Source organism: Aetokthonos hydrillicola CCALA 1050, assembly GCF_017591665.1.
Lineage (GTDB): Bacteria > Cyanobacteriota > Cyanobacteriia > Cyanobacteriales > Nostocaceae > Aetokthonos > Aetokthonos hydrillicola.
In genome coordinates, this window is record NZ_JAAKGC010000001.1 from 215,281 (window position 1) to 234,224 (window position 18,944).

14 protein-coding genes and 1 pseudogene are annotated in these 18,944 nt (G+C 40.4%); 6 read left to right on the forward strand and 9 right to left on the reverse strand.

Going from position 1 to position 18,944, the window contains the following annotated elements; all coding sequences use genetic code 11:
• Positions 1-7: 7 nt before the first annotated feature.
• Positions 8-892 carry a PGAP1-like alpha/beta domain-containing protein gene (locus tag G4P69_RS00895; RefSeq protein ID WP_208348059.1) on the reverse strand — a complete coding sequence of 295 codons (885 nt, stop codon included), beginning with the start codon at positions 890-892 and terminating at the stop codon, positions 8-10.
• Between the two features lie 139 nt (positions 893-1,031).
• Positions 1,032-2,186 carry a response regulator gene (locus G4P69_RS00900; RefSeq protein WP_208341377.1) on the reverse strand — a complete coding sequence of 385 codons (1,155 nt, stop codon included), beginning with the start codon at positions 2,184-2,186 and terminating at the stop codon, positions 1,032-1,034.
• A 965-nt stretch (positions 2,187-3,151) separates the two neighbouring features.
• On the opposite strand from G4P69_RS00900, the gene G4P69_RS00905 reads away from it, so the two are divergent.
• Positions 3,152-9,568, forward strand: coding sequence for an AAA family ATPase (locus G4P69_RS00905; protein ID WP_208341376.1), 6,417 nt, complete (start codon positions 3,152-3,154; stop codon positions 9,566-9,568).
• A gap of 287 nt (positions 9,569-9,855) precedes the next feature.
• Here G4P69_RS00905 and G4P69_RS00910 read toward each other — a convergent pair whose 3' ends face one another.
• The 5 genes from G4P69_RS00910 to G4P69_RS00930 all read right to left on the reverse strand — a co-directional run bounded on the left by G4P69_RS00910 (position 9,856) and on the right by G4P69_RS00930 (position 12,205).
• Entirely contained in the window at positions 9,856-10,260 is a 405-nt protein-coding gene (locus tag G4P69_RS00910; protein WP_208341375.1) for a type II toxin-antitoxin system VapC family toxin, read from the reverse strand.
• The gene (locus tag G4P69_RS00915; RefSeq protein WP_208341374.1) at positions 10,257-10,499 is read right to left on the reverse strand and encodes a hypothetical protein; all 243 of its coding nucleotides are present in this window, start codon (positions 10,497-10,499) and stop codon (positions 10,257-10,259) included. Before G4P69_RS00915 ends, G4P69_RS00910 begins: the two co-directional genes overlap by 4 nt.
• 326 nt (positions 10,500-10,825) lie before the next feature.
• On the reverse strand, positions 10,826-11,428 hold the full coding sequence (locus tag G4P69_RS00920; protein ID WP_208341373.1) for a hypothetical protein: 603 nt from the start codon (positions 11,426-11,428) through the stop codon (positions 10,826-10,828).
• Positions 11,429-11,479: 51 nt separating this feature from the next.
• Positions 11,480-11,701 carry a hypothetical protein gene (locus G4P69_RS00925; RefSeq protein ID WP_208341372.1) on the reverse strand — a complete coding sequence of 74 codons (222 nt, stop codon included), beginning with the start codon at positions 11,699-11,701 and terminating at the stop codon, positions 11,480-11,482.
• Positions 11,702-11,833: 132 nt separating this feature from the next.
• Positions 11,834-12,205, reverse strand: coding sequence for a hypothetical protein (locus tag G4P69_RS00930; RefSeq protein WP_208341371.1), 372 nt, complete (start codon positions 12,203-12,205; stop codon positions 11,834-11,836).
• Between the two features lie 191 nt (positions 12,206-12,396).
• Between G4P69_RS00930 and G4P69_RS00935 the strand changes: the two are divergent.
• From G4P69_RS00935 to G4P69_RS00950, 4 genes and pseudogenes are all read left to right on the forward strand, one after another.
• A pseudogene (locus G4P69_RS00935) lies at positions 12,397-12,588 on the forward strand (element excision factor XisH family protein); the annotation flags it as partial.
• Complete coding sequence (locus G4P69_RS00940) at positions 12,576-12,905, forward strand: XisI protein (protein WP_208341370.1); 330 nt, start codon at positions 12,576-12,578, stop codon at positions 12,903-12,905. The pseudogene G4P69_RS00935 and the gene G4P69_RS00940, both read left to right, overlap by 13 nt.
• Positions 12,906-13,472: 567 nt before the next feature.
• Positions 13,473-14,396 carry an RNA polymerase sigma factor gene (locus G4P69_RS00945; protein WP_208341369.1) on the forward strand — a complete coding sequence of 308 codons (924 nt, stop codon included), beginning with the start codon at positions 13,473-13,475 and terminating at the stop codon, positions 14,394-14,396.
• Positions 14,397-15,112: 716 nt separating this feature from the next.
• Positions 15,113-15,610, forward strand: a complete 498-nt coding sequence (locus tag G4P69_RS00950) for a hypothetical protein (RefSeq protein ID WP_208341368.1) — start codon at positions 15,113-15,115, stop codon at positions 15,608-15,610.
• Between the two features lie 41 nt (positions 15,611-15,651).
• On the opposite strand, the gene G4P69_RS40370 is transcribed toward G4P69_RS00950, so the two are convergent.
• Together G4P69_RS40370 and G4P69_RS00960 are read right to left on the reverse strand one after the other, a co-directional pair.
• Entirely contained in the window at positions 15,652-15,834 is a 183-nt protein-coding gene (locus tag G4P69_RS40370; protein WP_390691838.1) for an element excision factor XisI family protein, read from the reverse strand.
• Entirely contained in the window at positions 15,809-15,967 is a 159-nt protein-coding gene (locus G4P69_RS00960) for a hypothetical protein (RefSeq protein WP_208341367.1), read from the reverse strand. The genes G4P69_RS40370 and G4P69_RS00960 overlap by 26 nt, the downstream gene beginning before the upstream one ends.
• A gap of 550 nt (positions 15,968-16,517) precedes the next feature.
• On the opposite strand from G4P69_RS00960, the gene lodA reads away from it, so the two are divergent.
• Positions 16,518-18,797, forward strand: a complete 2,280-nt coding sequence (gene lodA / locus G4P69_RS00965; protein ID WP_208341366.1) for a CTQ-dependent lysine 6-oxidase LodA — start codon at positions 16,518-16,520, stop codon at positions 18,795-18,797.
• Positions 18,798-18,944 lie beyond the last annotated feature (147 nt).

Below are 18,944 nucleotides of genomic sequence, written 5' to 3' on the forward strand. Positions count from 1 at the left end.
GAATTAGTTATTCAAAAATACCTGTCGCAACAGCACAACCTGTTTCTTTAGCGGTTAAATATCTTTTCACATCATGAGATTCCCAGCCATTATACACCAATAGATCAGTTACGGAACCGAAATGAGGAGCAAGTTCCTTTTCAAGAGCAACAATATCACCTTTGTCTGCAATATTAAACCACTGTTCTACATTAGGCCATACACCTTGTCCATTCTCTGGGGTTGGTGTTAGAGCATCAAAAATCAGGTTTTGTATACCCAGTGGAGATCCTAATGTTACTAGAGTATGCACATTCCATTGAGGGTTCGCACACAAAGCTTCATAAGCGACTACTGATCCAAGAGAATGACCAATAATAACTCTCGTCTCTTGAGTCACTTTCTCAGTAACACGTTGTAGAATTTTATCTTTTAGCTCTTTGTCGTATAGGTATCGCCGTACTTGCTTCAAAGCAAAGATTAAAACTTTTTCAGAACCCCAAGCTTTAAAGTACTTTGATTTTGAAAGTTGTTTTAGAGCGCGTTGTGCAATCTCAGGGATACGTCCTCGTCCTTGAAATTCGGGATCTTGAATTGTCCCATTTTCTCCAAGTTCATCTTCCCCACTTCGATTTTTCGCTGATAAAGTCGCTGCTTCATGCCACCATTTTAGAAGTAATTCTTCCTCCCACTCTCCCTCTATATCTGTGTAACTTAGTGATGGAGTATATCCAGATCTTGTTCCACTAGGACGAAAAAAATCACCATACCCAACGCATGTAAACTCGTTACGTTCTATTCTTGGGTTACCAGCGACTTCTAAACCTCCTTGTAGAGCCAGTAGCCACTCATTTTCTATCTGTGGTGCAGTTAAGTAATCATGAAGAATTCCATGAATTCCAACAACTTTCATTACCATTGAAGACTATATTAGGATGTATTTCAAGTATATAGCAAGCTGAAATCATACCTCAGAGAATTTGTAGCACAAACTACTTTAGCGATCACCTCTCAAATGGAGAAAGTATAAAACTTTGCGCGATGCTTAACTATCAAACAACGGTTGCCATTTGTTTGAGATGAGAACTCATCCGGTAGATTTCTGAAATCTGGTGTACGTTAATTGAGCAACCATCTCCTAACTTTACAGCAGTCAAGTAATACGATTTATGAATATCATGATTCGACCAAGAAAATTCTTGTTCTAGCGCTTCTCCTGTTTCCACTACCTGCACTAATAAATTCAATAATCCGGGTATCAATTGATTAAGTAGTGTTGTCTGTATTGATTTGCCCATAAACTCTTCTCGCTTTTTGCCCAATAATTTGGCAAGCGCGGGATTAACTACGAGATAGACAAAGTCTTCGATTTCACCAGTAGTAATATCTCGCACCACCTGCAATGCGGCTATTCCATCTCGAGAACTGTCTAAGATACTGGCAAGGAGAGTACGAGATTGGTAGAGAATTTCAGCAGTTTGTTGATGTTGTTTAATTTCCCTTCGTAGTTGGAGTTTGTTTTGTTGGATAGTGAGTTGTGTTTGAATACGCGCAACTACTTCCTCTGACTGAAAAGGTTTAGTGATGTAGTCCAATCCTCCTACCTCGAAAGCTTTAACTTTATCAATAGTCTCTTCAAGAGCGCTGAGGAAAATCACGGGTATCTCTGCTGTTTCGACATTGCTTTTCAGTGCTTCACAAACTTGGTAGCCATCCATATCCGGCATTTTAATATCTAGCAAAATGAGATCAGGCGGTTTATGGCTGATTGTCTTTAATGCTAACTGAGCATTGGTAACGCAACGAACTTTAAAACCTCGTTTTGTTAATATCTCTGTAAGAACTCGTAAGTTCTGTATCAGGTCGTCAATAATTAATATATTGCCTTTAGGCTCGGAATCTTGCTCAATGTAGCTAGCTTGAATTTTCTCTAGCGTGAGACTGGAGAGGGCACTTTGTTCTTGGAGTATATTGCGAAAGTTATTCTTGCTGATTTTCTTGCCGAATACATTAGAAAGCTGTTGCCATAAGGGATAAGCTAAGTCCTTAACATGTCCTACACTCAGATATAGACTATCAGCAACCTTATTATAAGTTTCGTTATTCCAAGCTGCCTGTAGGATTTGTTTTTCTGGGGGTGTCAGATGTTTCCCGAGCTTAGCTTCCAGGATAGCTTCTATATGTTTTAGTACTCCTTCAAAGGACATGAGTGGTTATGTATAATTTAGTAAGGTTATCGTTACTGCATTTAGTAGTATAAGTGATATTTTATACTTTTATTATGAATAACTGTAAAAATCAATCAAGAGCAAAGACAAGGTATGTTTCGAATTCATCCACCCTGGGAGAGAAAATTTCTATATAGCAAGTCTAATACTATTGACAGCATCTTTGGTAAAGGTTACACTGAGTGTAAACGTTAGCTCTTAATAATTAGACTTTCATCTCAAAGACCTTTCATACTAGGGAGTGAAAGTTATCGGGTCAGTCAAAAGTATATAAGCAAGGCAATGCCTCGTTTATAGTCTTTTTTGTTTCGGCTGAATCTATGTGCATACTACAAGCTTTTGGTTTACCTTCCTTATACCTAGTCGGTTGAGTTTCAAGATTACAGGTTTTTTGAGGCACCAGTAGGGATATACGGAGGTTAGCACAAATAAATCATTCTTAGTTCGTAGTTTCTCTTTACACCCTTTTAGCCACAACTGCCTTCTCGCGAGAGTAGCGCAAATACAAACCTATAGCCTATAATTTTTTTTACAAAACTTTACATATCTTCTATTACTCTCTTCAACTTAACTTAATTTGTTCAATAGCAAACAGTTCCAACTTCATGTGGGAAGGAACCTCTCGTTATACTCAACAGGAGTTAATAAGAGGGTTATTACCGCAAGTGTGGTGTGAGAGCAAGATGTGAGCGCTCGACTAACCGCGTTTTTCGCCGGTAGCAACGAATGAAACTATCACATTTCTCTCGATAACCAAAAGCTTTGCGATCGCGCAAGATTGGCGATTGGGCAAAAATCCCCGTCCTCAATTCCTCCGAGTTCCCAATCCCCAGTTACTTTTGATTTCTTGGACTTTAGACAAAAAATTTGTAGTTCACGACTACAAAAGCAGTCTATAACTCCAATCAATTGAACACCTTCGTTAGGCAGCGGTACTGCTCAATATGATTTCACTGCCAGATATAACAATTATCGATCAAATTTACGAAAGTCCTAATTCCCTCGTATATCGAGGGAGCCGCAAGAAAAATCAGCAGCCTCTGATTTTGAAACTCCTGCAAGAAGATTATCCTACGCCTGCGGAACTTTACCGCTATCAACAGGAATATGAAATCACTCGTAGTCTTAACTTAAACGGAGTGATTAAAGCTTATGAGTTGAGAAAATACCAAAATACCCAACTCATGTTGTTGGAGGATTTTGGCGGGGAGTCTTTAAAAATCTTGCTGGAACGCCGTCGTTGTTCTTTATCAGAGTTTCTCCATCTTGCTATCCAGATTATAGATACTTTAGGGCAGCTGCATCAAAACAATGTCATTCACAAAGATATTAATCCATCTAACATTGTCTTAAATCCTCAAACAGGACAATTAAAAATTATTGACTTTGGACTATCGACTCGTTTATCTCAAGAGAGCCTTAGCCCCAAAAGTCCTAATGTTCTAGAAGGTACGTTGGCTTATATATCTCCAGAACAAACAGGACGGATGAATCGTTCACTTGACTACCGCACTGATTTTTATTCTCTTGGCGTCACTTTCTATGAATTGCTAACCAATCAGCTTCCATTTGAATCTACCGATGCACTTGAGTTAGTCCATTGCCATATCGCTAAACAACCGATACCTCCTCATGCAATAAACCCAGAAATTCCGCTGACTGTCTCAAACATTGTCATGAAGTTAATGGCAAAAATGGCGGAAGAAAGATATCAGAGTGCTTGGGGAATCAAGGCAGATTTAGAAACTTGTCTTACTCAATATAAAAATGGTGTATTCCTAAATTTTACTTTAGGATGCCAAGATATTTCTCATAAATTACAAATTCCTCAAAAACTTTACGGAAGAGAATACCAGATAGAGAGTTTATTGGCTGCCTTTGAGAGAACCAGCCAAGGACAAAGTGAACTTATGCTAATCTCGGGATACTCTGGGATCGGAAAATCAGCTTTAGTCCAGGAACTATATAAGCTCATTACTGAAAAACGCGGATACTTTATTAAAGGAAAATTTGACCAGCTTCACCGCGATATTCCTTATCAAGCTTTAGTCACTGCATTTGAAGAATTGGTGAGACAGTTACTTACAGAAACTGAACTAGAACTACAACAGTGGCGAGAGAATATCCAGCGTGCATTAGGAGAAAATGGACAAATTATTATTGATGTTATTCCAGAAATTGAACTGATTATTGGCAAACAACCTGCTGTCCCTAAATTACCTCCAACAGAAGCACAAAATCGCCTAAATTTAAGTTTTCAAAACTTCATCCAAGTTTTCTGTCAAAAAGAGCATCCGCTGATCTTATTTCTAGACGATCTTCAGTGGGCAGATAGTGCTACACTGAAATTGCTTCAATTGATAATGACCCATGCTAGTACTGAATATCTGTTTTTGATTGGAGCTTACCGAGATAACGAAGTCAGTCCAAGTCATCCTGCCATGCTGACTTTATCTGAGATGAAAAAGCAAGGGGTAATAGTTAACCATACCTCCCTTTCACCTTTAAATTTAGGTCAGGTTAATGAATTTATTGCAAATACATTGAAGGCTGAATCTATCTCAACTCAAAAATTAGCTGATTTAGTCGAAAAAAAAACACAGGGAAACCCTTTTTTTATTAAAGAATTTCTCAAGTCTCTGTATGCAGAGCAATTAGTGAAATTTGACACTAATTCTGGAATATGGTCTTGGAATTTAGAACAAATTCTAACTAGGAGTATAACTGATAATGTTGTTGAATTAATGACACAAAAAATTCAACGTTTATCAGATTCAGTACAAAAAATTTTACAGTTAGCGGCTTGTATTGGTAACCAATTTGATTTACAAACGCTTTCAGTTATCAATGAAAAATCTCAAAAAGAAACTGCTAATCAATTATGGGAACCTATTCAAGCAGGATTAATATTGCCCGTTGGTGACAACTACAAGTTTATTCAAACAGTTCGAGACACTAATGAATTCAAAGTTACTTATAAATTTGCTCATGATCGCATCCAACAAGCTGCTTATTTCCTGATTCCAGAGCAAGACAAGCAAGCCGTTCACTGGAAAGTTGGGCAGCTTTTGTTGGAAAATACTCCACAACAAGTTCTACCACAAAGAATTTTTGATATTGTTAATCACCTTAACTTCAGTATTGAAGCAATAAGCTTTCAATTAGAACGAGATAGAGTCGCTCAATTAAATCTTATTGCTGGTAAAAAAGCGAAAGCATCATCCGCCTGGGAAACTGCTTGGAATTACTTAAGAATTGGCAGGAATTGCCTGAGTGCAGATAGCTGGATTCGTCAGTATGATTTAACCTTGGAATTATATGTGGAAGCTGTCGAAGTAGCTGGTTCCTGTGGCAAATTTGACGAAATGGAGAAAATGGCATCTCTTGTGTTGCAACAAGCTACTTCGTTGCTGGACAAAGTGAAAGTCTATGAAGTCAAAATCCAAGGTTATACAGCACAAAATAAACCATTGGAAGCAATTGAAACAGCTCTATCAGTACTAAAAATGTTGGGAATTCGCCTCCCGAAAAAACCCAATAAAATAGATATTTTACTCAATCTGGTAAGGACAAAGTTAAGTTTTGCAGGGAAACGGATTGAGGATTTAATCCAATTACCAGAAATGACTGATTCTTTCAAGTTAGCAGCTATGCGGATTTTATCAGATGTTGCTTCTGCTGCCTATTTTGCTGTGCCGGAACTCTTTCCTATAATTGTGTTTGAGCAGGTGAATCTATCGCTCAAATACGGGAATACAGCTGCATCCTCCTACGCGTATGCTACTTACGGACTAATTCTTTCAGGAGAAGTTATCGGAGATATCGAAACTGGCTATCAATTTGGTGAGCTTGCTCTTAGATTAGTCGATAAATTCAACGCTAAAGAACTTAAAGGTAGAACCTTATTTGTCGTTAACTTTTTTATTAAACACTGGAAAAAGCATCTTAAGGAAACAATAACTCCTTTGTTGGAAGCTTACACAAATGCATTAGAAACTGGAGATTTAGAATATGCATCTTATGCGTTAGATGCATACATCCACCATTCCTATATACTGGGGAAGGAATTGCCAATTTTGGAACGAGAGATGGCAATGTATGCTAATGTGCTAAAGCAAGTGGGACAAGAAACAGGCTTTTATTATATTCAACTTAATCGGCAGGTTGTATTAAACCTGATGGATCAAGCTGAAGATAAGTGTTGTTTGATTGGTGAAAGCTACGACGAAGACAAAATGCTTCCCATTCACCTTGAAGCTAATTCCCAAAATATTTGCCACTCTCTCTATTTTTATAAAATATTTCTTGGCTATCTATTTGAGGACTATCAGCAAGCTCTTAAGTATACCACGTTAATAGAAAAATCTGAAGACAGTGCTGTTGGAACTGTTCCTCTCTCGCATTTCTACCGCTCTCTCCTCTACCTAGCTACCTATTCTGATGCTTCCAAGTTTGAACAAAAACGCATTCAAAAGACGGTGAAAGCTTACCAGAAAAAGATAAAAAAATGGGCGCGTTTTGCTCCGATGACTCACCTTCATAAATTCTACTTAGTTGAAGCTGAACGCCATCGAGTTTTGGGTAAAAAAACTAAGGCTATTGAATACTACGATCGCGCCATTGCCTTAGCTAAAGAAAATGACTATCCCAGTGAAGAAGCTTTGGCTAATGAACTAACCGCCAAATTTTACCTGGATTGGGGAAAACAGCAAGTCGCTCAAGTTTACCTCACAAATGCTTATCATGGTTATTTACGTTGGGGTGCAGCCTCTAAAGTCAAGGATTTAGAACAGCAATACCCAGAACTTTTGCAGCGTTTCACGAAACCAAACATGTCCATAAATGTGCGCAGCAGCTTGCCTAGTACGTCTGGTAGCACTTCTGGTGAAGTTCTGGATTTGGCAGCTATGATGAAAGCCTCACAAGCGATCGCCAGTGAAATTGAGCTGGATAAACTCCTAACAACCTTAATGAAAATCTTGCTGGAAAGTTCCGGCGCACAAACGGGTTCTTTAGTTCTAGAGTCTCTTGGAGCTCTGCGAGTTGAAGCTTCAAAGGATGCTAATTCTGAGCAAGTGAGGGTGTTACAATCGACTCCCATCGAAACTTGTTTGCCTGGATCAATTATTCACTATGTTGCAAGGACTCACGAAGGACTGATTGAAAGTGATGTTGCTCGTGAGGGTAGATTTACACAAGATAAATATATCAAAACTCACCAACCTAAGTCAATTCTTTGTGCACCACTGCTTAATCAAAAGCAATTGATTGGCATTGTCTACCTGGAAAATAATCTAGCAGGTGACGTTTTTACACCTGATCGGTTGGAAGTGATTCAAATGCTTTCAACACAGGCGGCGATCGCGCTTTCTAATGCTAGACTGTATACTCAAGTACAATCAACACAAAATCGCCTGAATAAGTTCCTCAATGCTATCCCCCTTGGTATATCTGTTCACGACGCCAAGGGACAAATGGTTTATGCTAATCAAGTTTCACAGGAATTATTGAATATTAAAGATTTAGTAAAAGCCGAAACCCAGGAACTCTCAAAAACCTATAGGGTTTATCGGGCAAATACTGGGGAGATATATCCTGTGGAGCAGCTTCCCGTTGTGCGATCGCTTGGCGGCGAAAAAACACGGGCGGATGATTTGGAACTGCGCTACAGTGAGAGAATTGTCCCGTTAGAAGTCACCAGTACACCAATTTTTGATGACACGGGTAATGTAGAGTATGCGATCGCAGCTTTTCAAGATATTAGCGATCGTAAAGAAGCTGAAAAAGTACTCATAGAGAATGTCCGTTTAGAACAGGAAATTAGCGATCGTAAAAAAGCAGAAGCAGAACTTGAACGCGCAAAAGATGCCGCAGAAGCAGCCAACCGCGCTAAAAGCACCTTCCTTGCCAACATGAGTCACGAATTGCGAACTCCCTTAAATGCAATTCTCGGCTTTTCCCAACTGATGAACCAGGACACAAATCTCTCACAGGAACAAAAAGAGAACCTTGGTATCATTCACCGTAGTGGAGAGCATTTGTTAACTTTGATTAACCAAGTTCTTGACTTGTCGAAAGTTGAAGCGGGACGCATGACTTTATCCGAAAAGAACTTCAACCTCCATGATTTACTAGCTGATGTAGAAGATCTGTTTTCGTTGGAAGCACGAAAGAAAGGCTTACATCTGCGATTTGACTGTGCTGCCGACGTTCCTCAACATATTTGTACTGATCAAGTTAAGCTGCGGCAAGTGCTGATTAATTTAATCAGTAATGCAATTAAATTTACCTCTTCTGGGAGCGTGTCTATAGAAATAAAAAGGGAACAAGCAATATTGTGCCTAAACAGCTTCCCACAGCGGACAACAGTTACTTTTAAAGTGAAAGACACAGGAGTTGGCATTGCTGCGAACGAACTGGAGAATTTATTTCAGCCCTTTGTACAAACAGCATCGGGTCAAAAAGTTCAGCAAGGAACAGGATTAGGGTTGACTATTAGCCGTCAATTTGTTCGCTTAATGGGAGGTGAAGTTACCGTTATTAGTCGAGGTAAAGTCTTCACGCCTGGGAAGCCTCTACGCGATTTTCATGACAGATCAACACTTCTACCGACTTCTGGCACAACATTTCAGTTCGACATTTCTGTGAGTATTGCTGATGCAAGCGTGATTGATCATCAAACCAACAGCCAGCACGTTATTGCCCTAGTTTCCAATCAACCCCAATATCGAATTCTAGTAGTGGATGATAGAGATTACAACCGGCAACTTTTGATGAAACTCCTTAAACCAATTGGTTTTGAAGTACAAGAAGCAACTAACGGTGCTGAAGCAATTGAAATTTGGGATTCGTACTCACCGGCTCTTATCTGGATGGATATGCGAATGCCTGTTTTAGATGGTTATGAAGCTACAAAACGGATTAAAAGTACAGCAAAAGGTCAAGCAACAGCTGTTATTGCTCTAAGTGCAAGTGCGTGGGAAGAAGAAAGGGCAGTAATTTTGTCAGCAGGTTGCGATGATTTTGTGCCAAAACCGTTTTACGAAGAAGCTATTTTTAACATGATGGCTAAGCATTTGGGAATTCGTTATATATATCAAGAGCAAAAATCACTGCCTGACTTCTCTCATGTAACAGAGGAATCGTTAAATTTAACAGATTTATTAGCAGCAATGCCTAAAAAATGGCTGCTAAAACTGCATGAAGCAGCTCTTGAGGTAGATGCGGAATTAGTTTCTCAAATTCTTGAAGAACTTCCTCAATCTCATGCTTTAGTTGGTCACCTGTTTAGGGGTTGGGTAAGTAACTTTCAGTTTGACAAGATTCTCGATTTAACTGAAACTTTGATTACTCAATATTGATTGATAGTCTCTTTGCATCAAGCCTTTAAGAAAAAATTGCACCGAGCGACTAGTCAGGCGGGTGTTCAACCATAACGGCAAGGATTCGACGCATATTAACCACACCTTGACGATTGGTTTGTAGTCGAGCAACTGTACTCAGAGTAAATTTACTATAAGGCATAAAGGTTTATTCCATCTGTTGCTCAAGCTAGAGCGATCACCCTACTTATCCCAGAGCGCGATCGCATTCTCCCAGAATCTGTTTTATTCTGTATATATTACTCGATCATATCGACAATTAAAAACTAATCAAAAATAGAAACTACATTAATACTAGATACTCTAAACATAGGCTTTGTTTTTTTCTCAGTTGTCACAAATTCCTCTGAACCAACTGACAATGCCGCAGCTACATGAAGCGCGTCCATAGCGGCTAAACCATATTGACAAGCAATATTATAAGCATCTTGTATTACTTTTTCTACATCGTTATTCCAGTAAATTACGGCACTAAAGAATGATTCGTAAAATTCAGCTTCTGCCGTTTTTCGATTGTAAATTGCTTTAGGTATTACCTCCATTTTGATGAATTCGCTCGAAGCAAATTCACGGGTTGAATCTGCTAAAACTTCCAAGGCTTTTTCTGAATCTTCTCCCAAGCCACGCGCTGCAGTTACTAGCACTCCAGAATCAATAAAAGTTATCTTCATGCTTCAGTTTCCTGTAATCCCCCACGACGACTAGCAATTTCTTTTTCAATTTCGTCTTGAGTTAATAAAGGTTCGCCAGAAGCAACAATTCTAGAGCGAATTTGGCGTAAACGTTCTCCCAAAGGAGTTTTATTTGCAGAGGTTTTCAAGCGAAGAAATTCCACAAAATCTAAAACTTCCTCTTGTTTGTCTCGTGAAAGGGAACGCCACTTAGTTAATAACTCTTGTTCTGCACTCATTTTTACTACCTACCTCTGATAATTTAGTTTAGCATTGTTCCATATCTCCTGCTCCCCTACCTCCCTCAAGTTAATCAGTAATGCGATTAAATTTACCTGTTCTGGGAGCGTATCTATAGAAGTAAAAACAGAACAGGTAATGAGGAACTACGAAGGGCGTGGAGCGTCTCCCTTGGGGAGAAGGACTTATGCTTCATTCCTCTGCGCTGCATTCGCGGCGGACATTGTGTAATTAATTCTGTCCTGACTACTTAACAACAACGCGATCGCCCGACGGCTTAAGTTTTGCTTATCGCACCACACCCAACAATTGCGAATCCCAATCCTCAGTCATTGTGCACCATCCAAACCAGAAAGCCCAAAATTTCCTCAACTGGTGGTAGTGGATAATCATTCAAGTCAATGGTTACAGTTTGCCCTTCTAGTTGGAGAAACCGCCAAACCGTACCGCTCGTCACCGTTCCGTAAATCGTGGAAATCGGCTGCTGCTTCTGTTGATTAAAACGTTGGGAAGCCACCATTTCGGCTAAACATTGTCCCAGTCCTCGTTTCAAGTCTTCTTTCTTCGCTTCCACCAAAACCACCGCAGGGGCTTTAATATACAATTGTTCTGGAGAGCGACTAATCAGAAAATCGACATAGCCTGTCAAATCAACCTCTGGCTGCACGTTGAACTCTTCGCCGGAAAAAACGCTGATTTGTCCTTTGAGCTGACGTTTGACTTCTAATAAAACGGGATTGATAATGCCTTCAGAACGTGCTTTTTCACTACCTACTGCAACAGCCCAAGGTAGGGTTTCTTTCAAGGTATCTTTGAGCAAAGAACTCGGATTGACTGGGGAAATCTCTGGGAGAAAGCGATCGCCAGAAACAATCGTCAGTTGAAAATCTTCTACAGCTTTACTCAGAGTAAATTTACTATAAGCCATAAAGCTTTACTCCATCTGTTGCCAGAAATCAGGCGGGTATCGAGAAAAACTCTATCGGACATTAGCCTCTTCTCGATTAAAGTCAAATCCTTGAGTGTTTAAAGAAATCGCGTTGAAAGTAGCTTGTTTTGGCTTTTCCACAGGTTCTGACAAAAGTTCTGAGTCATTTAAAACAATCACACGGATAGCTTTACCTTCCCACTGAGGTGAATACTCTGGGGGAATGACAACTGTACCATTATGAATAATGGTCTTAAATTCAATGGCTTCCATAGGTTAGCTCAATAAAACTTAGGTCCAGTTTAGTATGAAATTTCTGGACTTTGCTGAATAACATTAAGTAAACCTTGATTTTAAGAATCAAGCTTAGTGTGATCGCTTGAGAATCAAGAAAGTTGCCACATTTTAGAGCGATCGCATATTTTGCTTGACTGCGGCAATATTCACACAAACCACGGACGCGCTCAAAAACCAGTTGTTTGAGTGCTGTAGGAACATACTCGCGCTTAGATAGGTAACAGGCTGAATGCCCAGCGTTTCCATAAGATCTGATAAGGAAACTTGGCGAAGCTGAGCAAGATTAGCGAGAGCTTCGAGACGTTCGACGCCGAATTGTTCGATCTGATTGCTGAGTTGGATCAGCGTGTTGTATTCAGCATCCGTAAGAGTTTCCGCTTCGGGTTTCGCGGGCAGCGTTTGGTACTGGGCGCGGAGTTCTAGGTTAATACCTTGGTTAATTTTGTGCAGCAGTTGAGCTTCTTTATAATGGAAGGACATTGGCTTTGCGGTGTACACGAAGGATGACTACCTGCTGGTGGAGCCGATCCAGATCTGCTTCGTCCAACTCATTAGCTGCCTGGATGACTTCTTCGAGGCTCATAGGGGCTTGAGAGGAAATTACGAATCTTTTCTATTTTGACACACTTGACTCGTCCATAGGCAGCGTTTGTTAAAATCACCTAGCTCTTGGTCAATGTCTCAACTACCGTTCAGCGTCGAGGTTGACCGAACCCGAGCGGATTTTGTATTTAGCCGTTCCAGTAAATGTTTATAATGAGTTTTTTAGTCGGAAGTTTATTCAAAGAATTATTGGCGAATATCAACTAAAATTACTAATTTTTAATCCAGAGCGAGAGGAGATTGTTATATGGAGAGACTAAATTATCAAGAAATAGTCCAAAAAATTCTGTCCAGTCATGCCAAAAATCGCTCAAATAGCCATACAGAAGTCAAATTGTTATTTGATACTGAGCGTGATCGCTATCAAGTTATGAATATTGGTTGGCAAGAGCTAACGCGAATATTTGGTTGTATTATTTATGTAGAAATTAAAGATGGAAAAATTTGGATCGAACGCGATGGAACGGAAATCGGAGTGGCTAATGAATTAGTAGAAGCTGGAGTTCCTAAACAAGATATAGTTTTGGCTTTTAAAGCCCCATACAAACGGAAATTTACTGACTTTGCTGCTAGTTGAAGCACATAGGAGTTAGGAAATCTACGGCAATTAAGGAAATAACAGATTCTGGGAAAATGCGATCAGCTAATACCAATTCAAAAAATGATTGATACAAATGTAGGTTGGGTTGAGGAACGAAACCCAACACATCAAATCCTTGCCTTTGTTAGGTTTCACTTCGTTCAACCCCACATACCCATCTGTTTCATTTTTTTCGTGAAATGGTATAACCCCTTGCGTTTCGCCATCGCCTCGTCTTGTCGGCTAACGTACCTTTTCAATTATCGGTGAAATTGACAGTAAGCTCGATAGCCGACGGCTTAAGCTTTGCTTATCGTACCACACCCAACAATTGCGAATCCCAATCCTCTTTTTCGTTCATTTCTGATGGGTTATACAAGCAATACCCGACCTAAAGATCCGACCTAAAGATCCGACTTTCCCGACTAGAATGCAGGGGTCTCCTAGTGGTAACTGTAGATACAACCAACAAATATAAAGCTAGCTAATTGTGTGAGTTGGTTTTTAACCTGTCGGCACATCGAATGTAAGTCAAATTTATTTAGATTGCTGAGTTCTAAAATTATGTCAATCTCTAGTGCAGTTTCTTCCTCATCAGGGCGAAGTGGCTCTAATGATTTTAGTGCGAGTTTTTGGCAGTCATGGCGGCAGTATCAAGATGATCTTTACCGTTGCTGCATCAAGTGGATGGGTGGAAACCCCATTGATGCAGAAGATGCTCTCTCCCGGGCAATGCTTAAAGCTTGGGAAAAGGTGCAAAAAAATGCTGGGGAAATTAATAATTTTCAGGCTTGGCTGAAAAGACTGACTCATAACCTTTGCGTGGATATTCATCGAGAACGCAGTCGGGGGGCGAATCGAGTTGAAGATATAGAAGCTTACACTTCTGGTGAGGAGCTTGGACTGGTATCCTTTGAAGAAACGCCAGAAAGTGCTGTGGAAAATAGCGAGAGAAAGATGGTGATTCGTCGCGCTATTGATAATTTACCGACAAGGCTACGCGAGACGTTTATTCTGCACTTTTATCAAGAACTTTCTTATCAAGAGATTGCCCAACAACAAGATATTTCGTATCAGAATGTTTGCAAGCGCATTTCACAGGCGCGGAAGATTTTACAAGAGGAGTTGAGGGGATATTTTATCGGGGAGGAGGAAACCGATAGGGATAAGTCCGTTCTAGAAACTGCAACGGAGTCGGAAATAGGGGAAATGTCTGAGGGGAATGGGGAAGTTGAAGCGAGAGTAGGGGAGAAGGTACTTGCAGTTGCGGTGGAGGAAGTGGAGAGTGTTGGTGTTGAGGAAGCGCAGGAGGTAGCCGGTGATGTGCAGCAATCTGAGTCGGTAAGGGTTGCGGCCACTTCTGAGGGGAAGTTAAAGGTAAGGAGCGATTGTTGTCGGTGCTTTGAGATCGACTTACAGTCTAACCCTGTTCTGTCACTGTCGGAAAACAATAATCGTAGTGAAACATTGAAACCTTTATCTAATTAAACTTTGAGCCGTTCTTTTCTAATAGAAACTAAAATCTCTCGCCAAAAGCTGAAAAGTAAAGCTCCGAAGAGCTTTCAGTGATTGGCTTTTCCCCGTTTGACATAAGCTGTTCAGTAGCGATCGCCCCTTATGGATGTCAAGAAACCTTAGGATTTCTTAGGAGCGCCCGACGGGCAGCGCGCTACCCGTTACTTATATAGAGAAACTTTTATAATAGAATTACCCTGGCAGCTAAAACCGGATTAACAATAGTGTTCTTAAGCCTGCGAATGAGCTTGGTTCTGGGTATCAATGGTTACTATATTGGTGAAGTAGCAATGCTACTATCCCGGTCAGAAGATTGTTTTAAATAAGACCAGCCCAGATCAGGGTATTTACTACTATTTGGTTTAGAGTTGAAATCGACTCTAGCCTATTTCGTTGTGCCACCAAATTTTACCGAAGCGCAAATTTTCACGATTTTCGGTGTTTCTAGCCTTTACAGGTGGTGGAAAAGTTTCTCAGAAGTAGGTCGAAAACTTTTGTAAGTCCTAGAAATAATCAGGGTTCAAGCCGACGTTTTGGGGCTGGTGATCGTGAGCCCTTGATAGTTTCATAGGCTACATTAGAGTCAAGAAAAAAGCCTCTAATTCAAAAAATTCATAAATTATCTTTGGCAATCGTCTTTAAGTTACACAGGTAAATACGAGTCAGAAAACTTATATTGGAGAATTACAATGTCAGACAAAAATGTCTCTCTCCCCAGTGAAGACGTAATTAATGCATATCGAGTTATAGCCATAAATTCACTTAATGATAAGATTAGACTTACCGAGTTAGCTGCTCAGGAAACTCCTGATTTCAGCGCAAGAACGGTACAAGAGAGTTCATCCTCTGGTTTGCAGTCTGTTTCAGCACCACTTGCCATTGCCTCTGCATTTATTCATTCGTGGATATACACTAATACACCCTTGGACTTCGGTGATGGAAAAAGGGTGAACTTCAAAGCTGATGTATGGGGAATTGGGCTTGGTGGAGGCATAGTATGGGTAGCAGGCTGGTTAGCCTCTCCCGATCAATTAGTCGGTGATGCTCAATTCGCATTTAGGACCGATCCAGTTCATACAGAAATTGCCTTTTTCAAAAATGGTAACCCTGTTGGAGTATTAATTGGTGGTGGTCTTAACGTTCAAGTTGGTGTTTTCGCAGGGAATGGCACCTTTGAGTGGGCATAACTGTACAACTTTTTATCTGATATTACCAAATTGAGCGACAGTTAATAATTAGGGTGGCAAATGAGCATATTGCTTGCAATTGTATTGCAAGCAATGCGAATATCAAGATGTATTACACAATCATGCACCCAGCGCTTATGCTGCCAACCTAGATGCACAATTTGATAGTGATTTCGCTGCCACAACAGACGATTCAATCTAAAGGTGCAATTCCAACCTATCACACCAAGCTGTCATAGCGATCGCTTGAGAATCAAGAAAGTTGCTACATTTTAGAGCGATCGCATACTTTGCTTGACTGCGGCAATATTCACACAAACCACGGGCGCGCTCAAAAACCAGTTGCTTCAGTGCCATAGGAACGTACTCGCGCTTACATAAGTAACAGGCTGAATGCCCAGCGTTTCCATAAGATCTGATAGGGAGACTTGGCGAAGTTGAGCAAGGTTAGCGAGAGCTTCGAGGCGTTGAGCACCGAATTGTTCGATACAATCCTTCCAGCCTTTCATGATGGCGAAATTTAATTTGGACTCGACAGCAGATCGCTGATCTCCCCCCTCTACGGTTAAGAGGGGAAATTCATCTGGGAGGGTAACTGGTCATACTCAACCAAAACGCACCGTACATCCCGTAGTGAACAAACAGCCAAAATCTACACCGACTAACCAAAAAGCTGCGTAAATTTCGTTAGGCTTTTTAGATCAATGGTTACAGTTTGCCCTATGCCCCTTGCCCCCTGTTGTCCTATGAGGATAGTTTCTTGATACAATTTTTTGTTCATTTCTGATGGGTTATATAAGGAATACCCGACCTCTTAATCCGACCTCAAGCTCCGACTTTCCCGACTAGAATGCAAGGGTGTCCTAGTGGTAACTCTAGATATAACAAGTAAATATAACGAAGTAAAATGACATATACCTACTCAATCCATCCATCCATTGGAGTTGCTCGAGTTGGCAATCATCCCACAGACTTCTTTTTAGCTCCAGAGAGCATAGGTGGTTTACCCATTGAATGTGACTCCTATGGCAATGAATCAGGTAAATCTTTTACCACTTTTAAATCTACTGATAGCGGATTTGCACAAATTAAACGGCAAGGACAAAAGTTTCGCTTATATCGATACAATTCCGAACAGCCAAACGCTAAGGGAGAAGAGCTGTACTTCGGCCATGACGACGTAAAAAGTATTAAATGGACAGTACATTTAGCTAACAAAAAAGCTGCCTGGTATGAATTCTCTGAACTTAAAGGCAACCTGTTACTTGGACCTGAGAATAGCTATGCAGCACAGGGTGTCCCTTTCCGAAACCAACAGGTTCCAGATCGAAAAAAGTTAATTATTGACCCTGGCCCAAGACACATACATGGGGATGGGAAAAGCAATAGCATTGAAATCAGTCGGGAAACTATTCCACACCCAGACAATTATCCTCGTAATTTCCCATATCCACCCACTGGTAGTCATTATTATGGTACACCTATTGAAAAGCTTGGGGATCTTAAGACTGACGGCAAAGGACGTCTTATAGTCCTTGGAGGACATGGGTACTCTTGGGGGCTAACAACTCTGACTGGTTATGGTGGTGGGGATTATTGGTATGACGACATATCGGATGGTTCAGTTACCTGCACTATTACAGTATACGAAAATGGGGAAGAGAAATCTCACACTTTAGACGCTTGGGTGATTGTGGGTCCTCCTGATTTTGCACCAGAGATTTCCAACATCTCTTCGTGGGATGACACGATGTTCGATGTGGGTGTGCGTGACTTTAAGCTAGTTCCACAAATGTATGAAAACGGAAATTGGAAATATGATTTTAAGGCAAACTATCAGCGAGATATTCTGCCAATTATCCATCGGATTTCTCGTTACCATTGGGTAGCCAATGTCCAGTCCATGATTGCGTTTTCGTCAAATATTTTTGATTTCTCCGACCCATCAGAAAAAAACGAAGCAAATCGCCAAAAATATTTTTCCTATTTCCGTAAACCAGAAGATCCTACACCTCAGAGCCGTCAATACACTTTGTTCGTTGAAGATCAAATTCCTTTGATGCCACTAAATTCTGGCAGTAATTCGGTAAAAAATATTAACATCGAAAAATTTTTGGCGCTGACTCCGACCCAGTATTTTCTCCTGGAACAATGGGCAAAAGGGAACTTTACGAACGATTGTGACTACACTCCCTACCCAGTGAATGAAAAAAATCGTGCCAGTATCGGTAATGTTGTCGGACTTCCACAATGTCCTGGTATTGAGGTAACTTGGACGACGCAAAATCCGGTTATATATAGCGCTCCTTATAACATTAAACACCACGATCATAAAAACAAGGGTCTCGATCCGGAACGCGATGAGTGTGAAAAAACAGATGGCTGTCAACCTGGTGATTTAACTAAGCGCATGGCAATTCCCTGGCAAGCTGATTTCTACAACTGTTCAGTGCAAGCGATCAATTTTACAGATCAAGACACTAACAAAATTCTTGCTGAAGACGGAGGATTGATACCGAAACCGCCTGCTTACTATACATACTGGTGGCCACCGCAAGCCCCCTGGAATGTCATCAGTAGTTTTATAGTTGTCAAGAATGATCAAGAGTACTCGGGACAAGTAACGATCCTAAAGGACTTGATTAAGCAGCAACTGAAGAACCTCCCTGAAAATAGCAGCAAAACTGAGGCAGAACTCGATAAATTAACTGATGAACAATTTGAGGCATTAAGTGATTCTGAAATGGCAGGAAAACAAGTTGATTATGCCAGAGGAATAAACAGTTATTCTCAAATGGTTAATTTCGGTTGGTCTCATTTAGGATTCATCCGCAATCAAAATACCAAAGAAAATGGGCAAAAGTTTCCCTATTTAGTGGAGACAGAACGCGATCATGAAATGTTTAAGTACAAACTTGTAGATTACCAAGATATTACGAATAATCCTGACGATCAAGATGGGCAGTTTGTAATAATTTCTTTGCAGCCAGTCCAAAAACGCCAAGAAATTAAGACAGGGAGGATCCAACAGATTCAACAAAGTAAAACAACTTTATCCGTTGAATTACAAGAAAAGCTTGAAAAATCCCATAGAAAATCTCAACAAGCGGTGGAGGCTTTTCGAGAAATTCCAGTGTCTAAGGAAACACGAGAAAGACCTCGTTCTGGAAGGCGGGTTCGTTTTTAATTAGTGCAAACTCTCTCCCGTTATCAAATTACATATACGGGAGAGTCTATCGTCAAGATGGGTCGCGCAGTCAGCCAAGATTTTAAACACCAATTTTTCTGTAAATTTGTAGCTTTAAAGCTATTGGTAATTAAGAGACTATTGAGA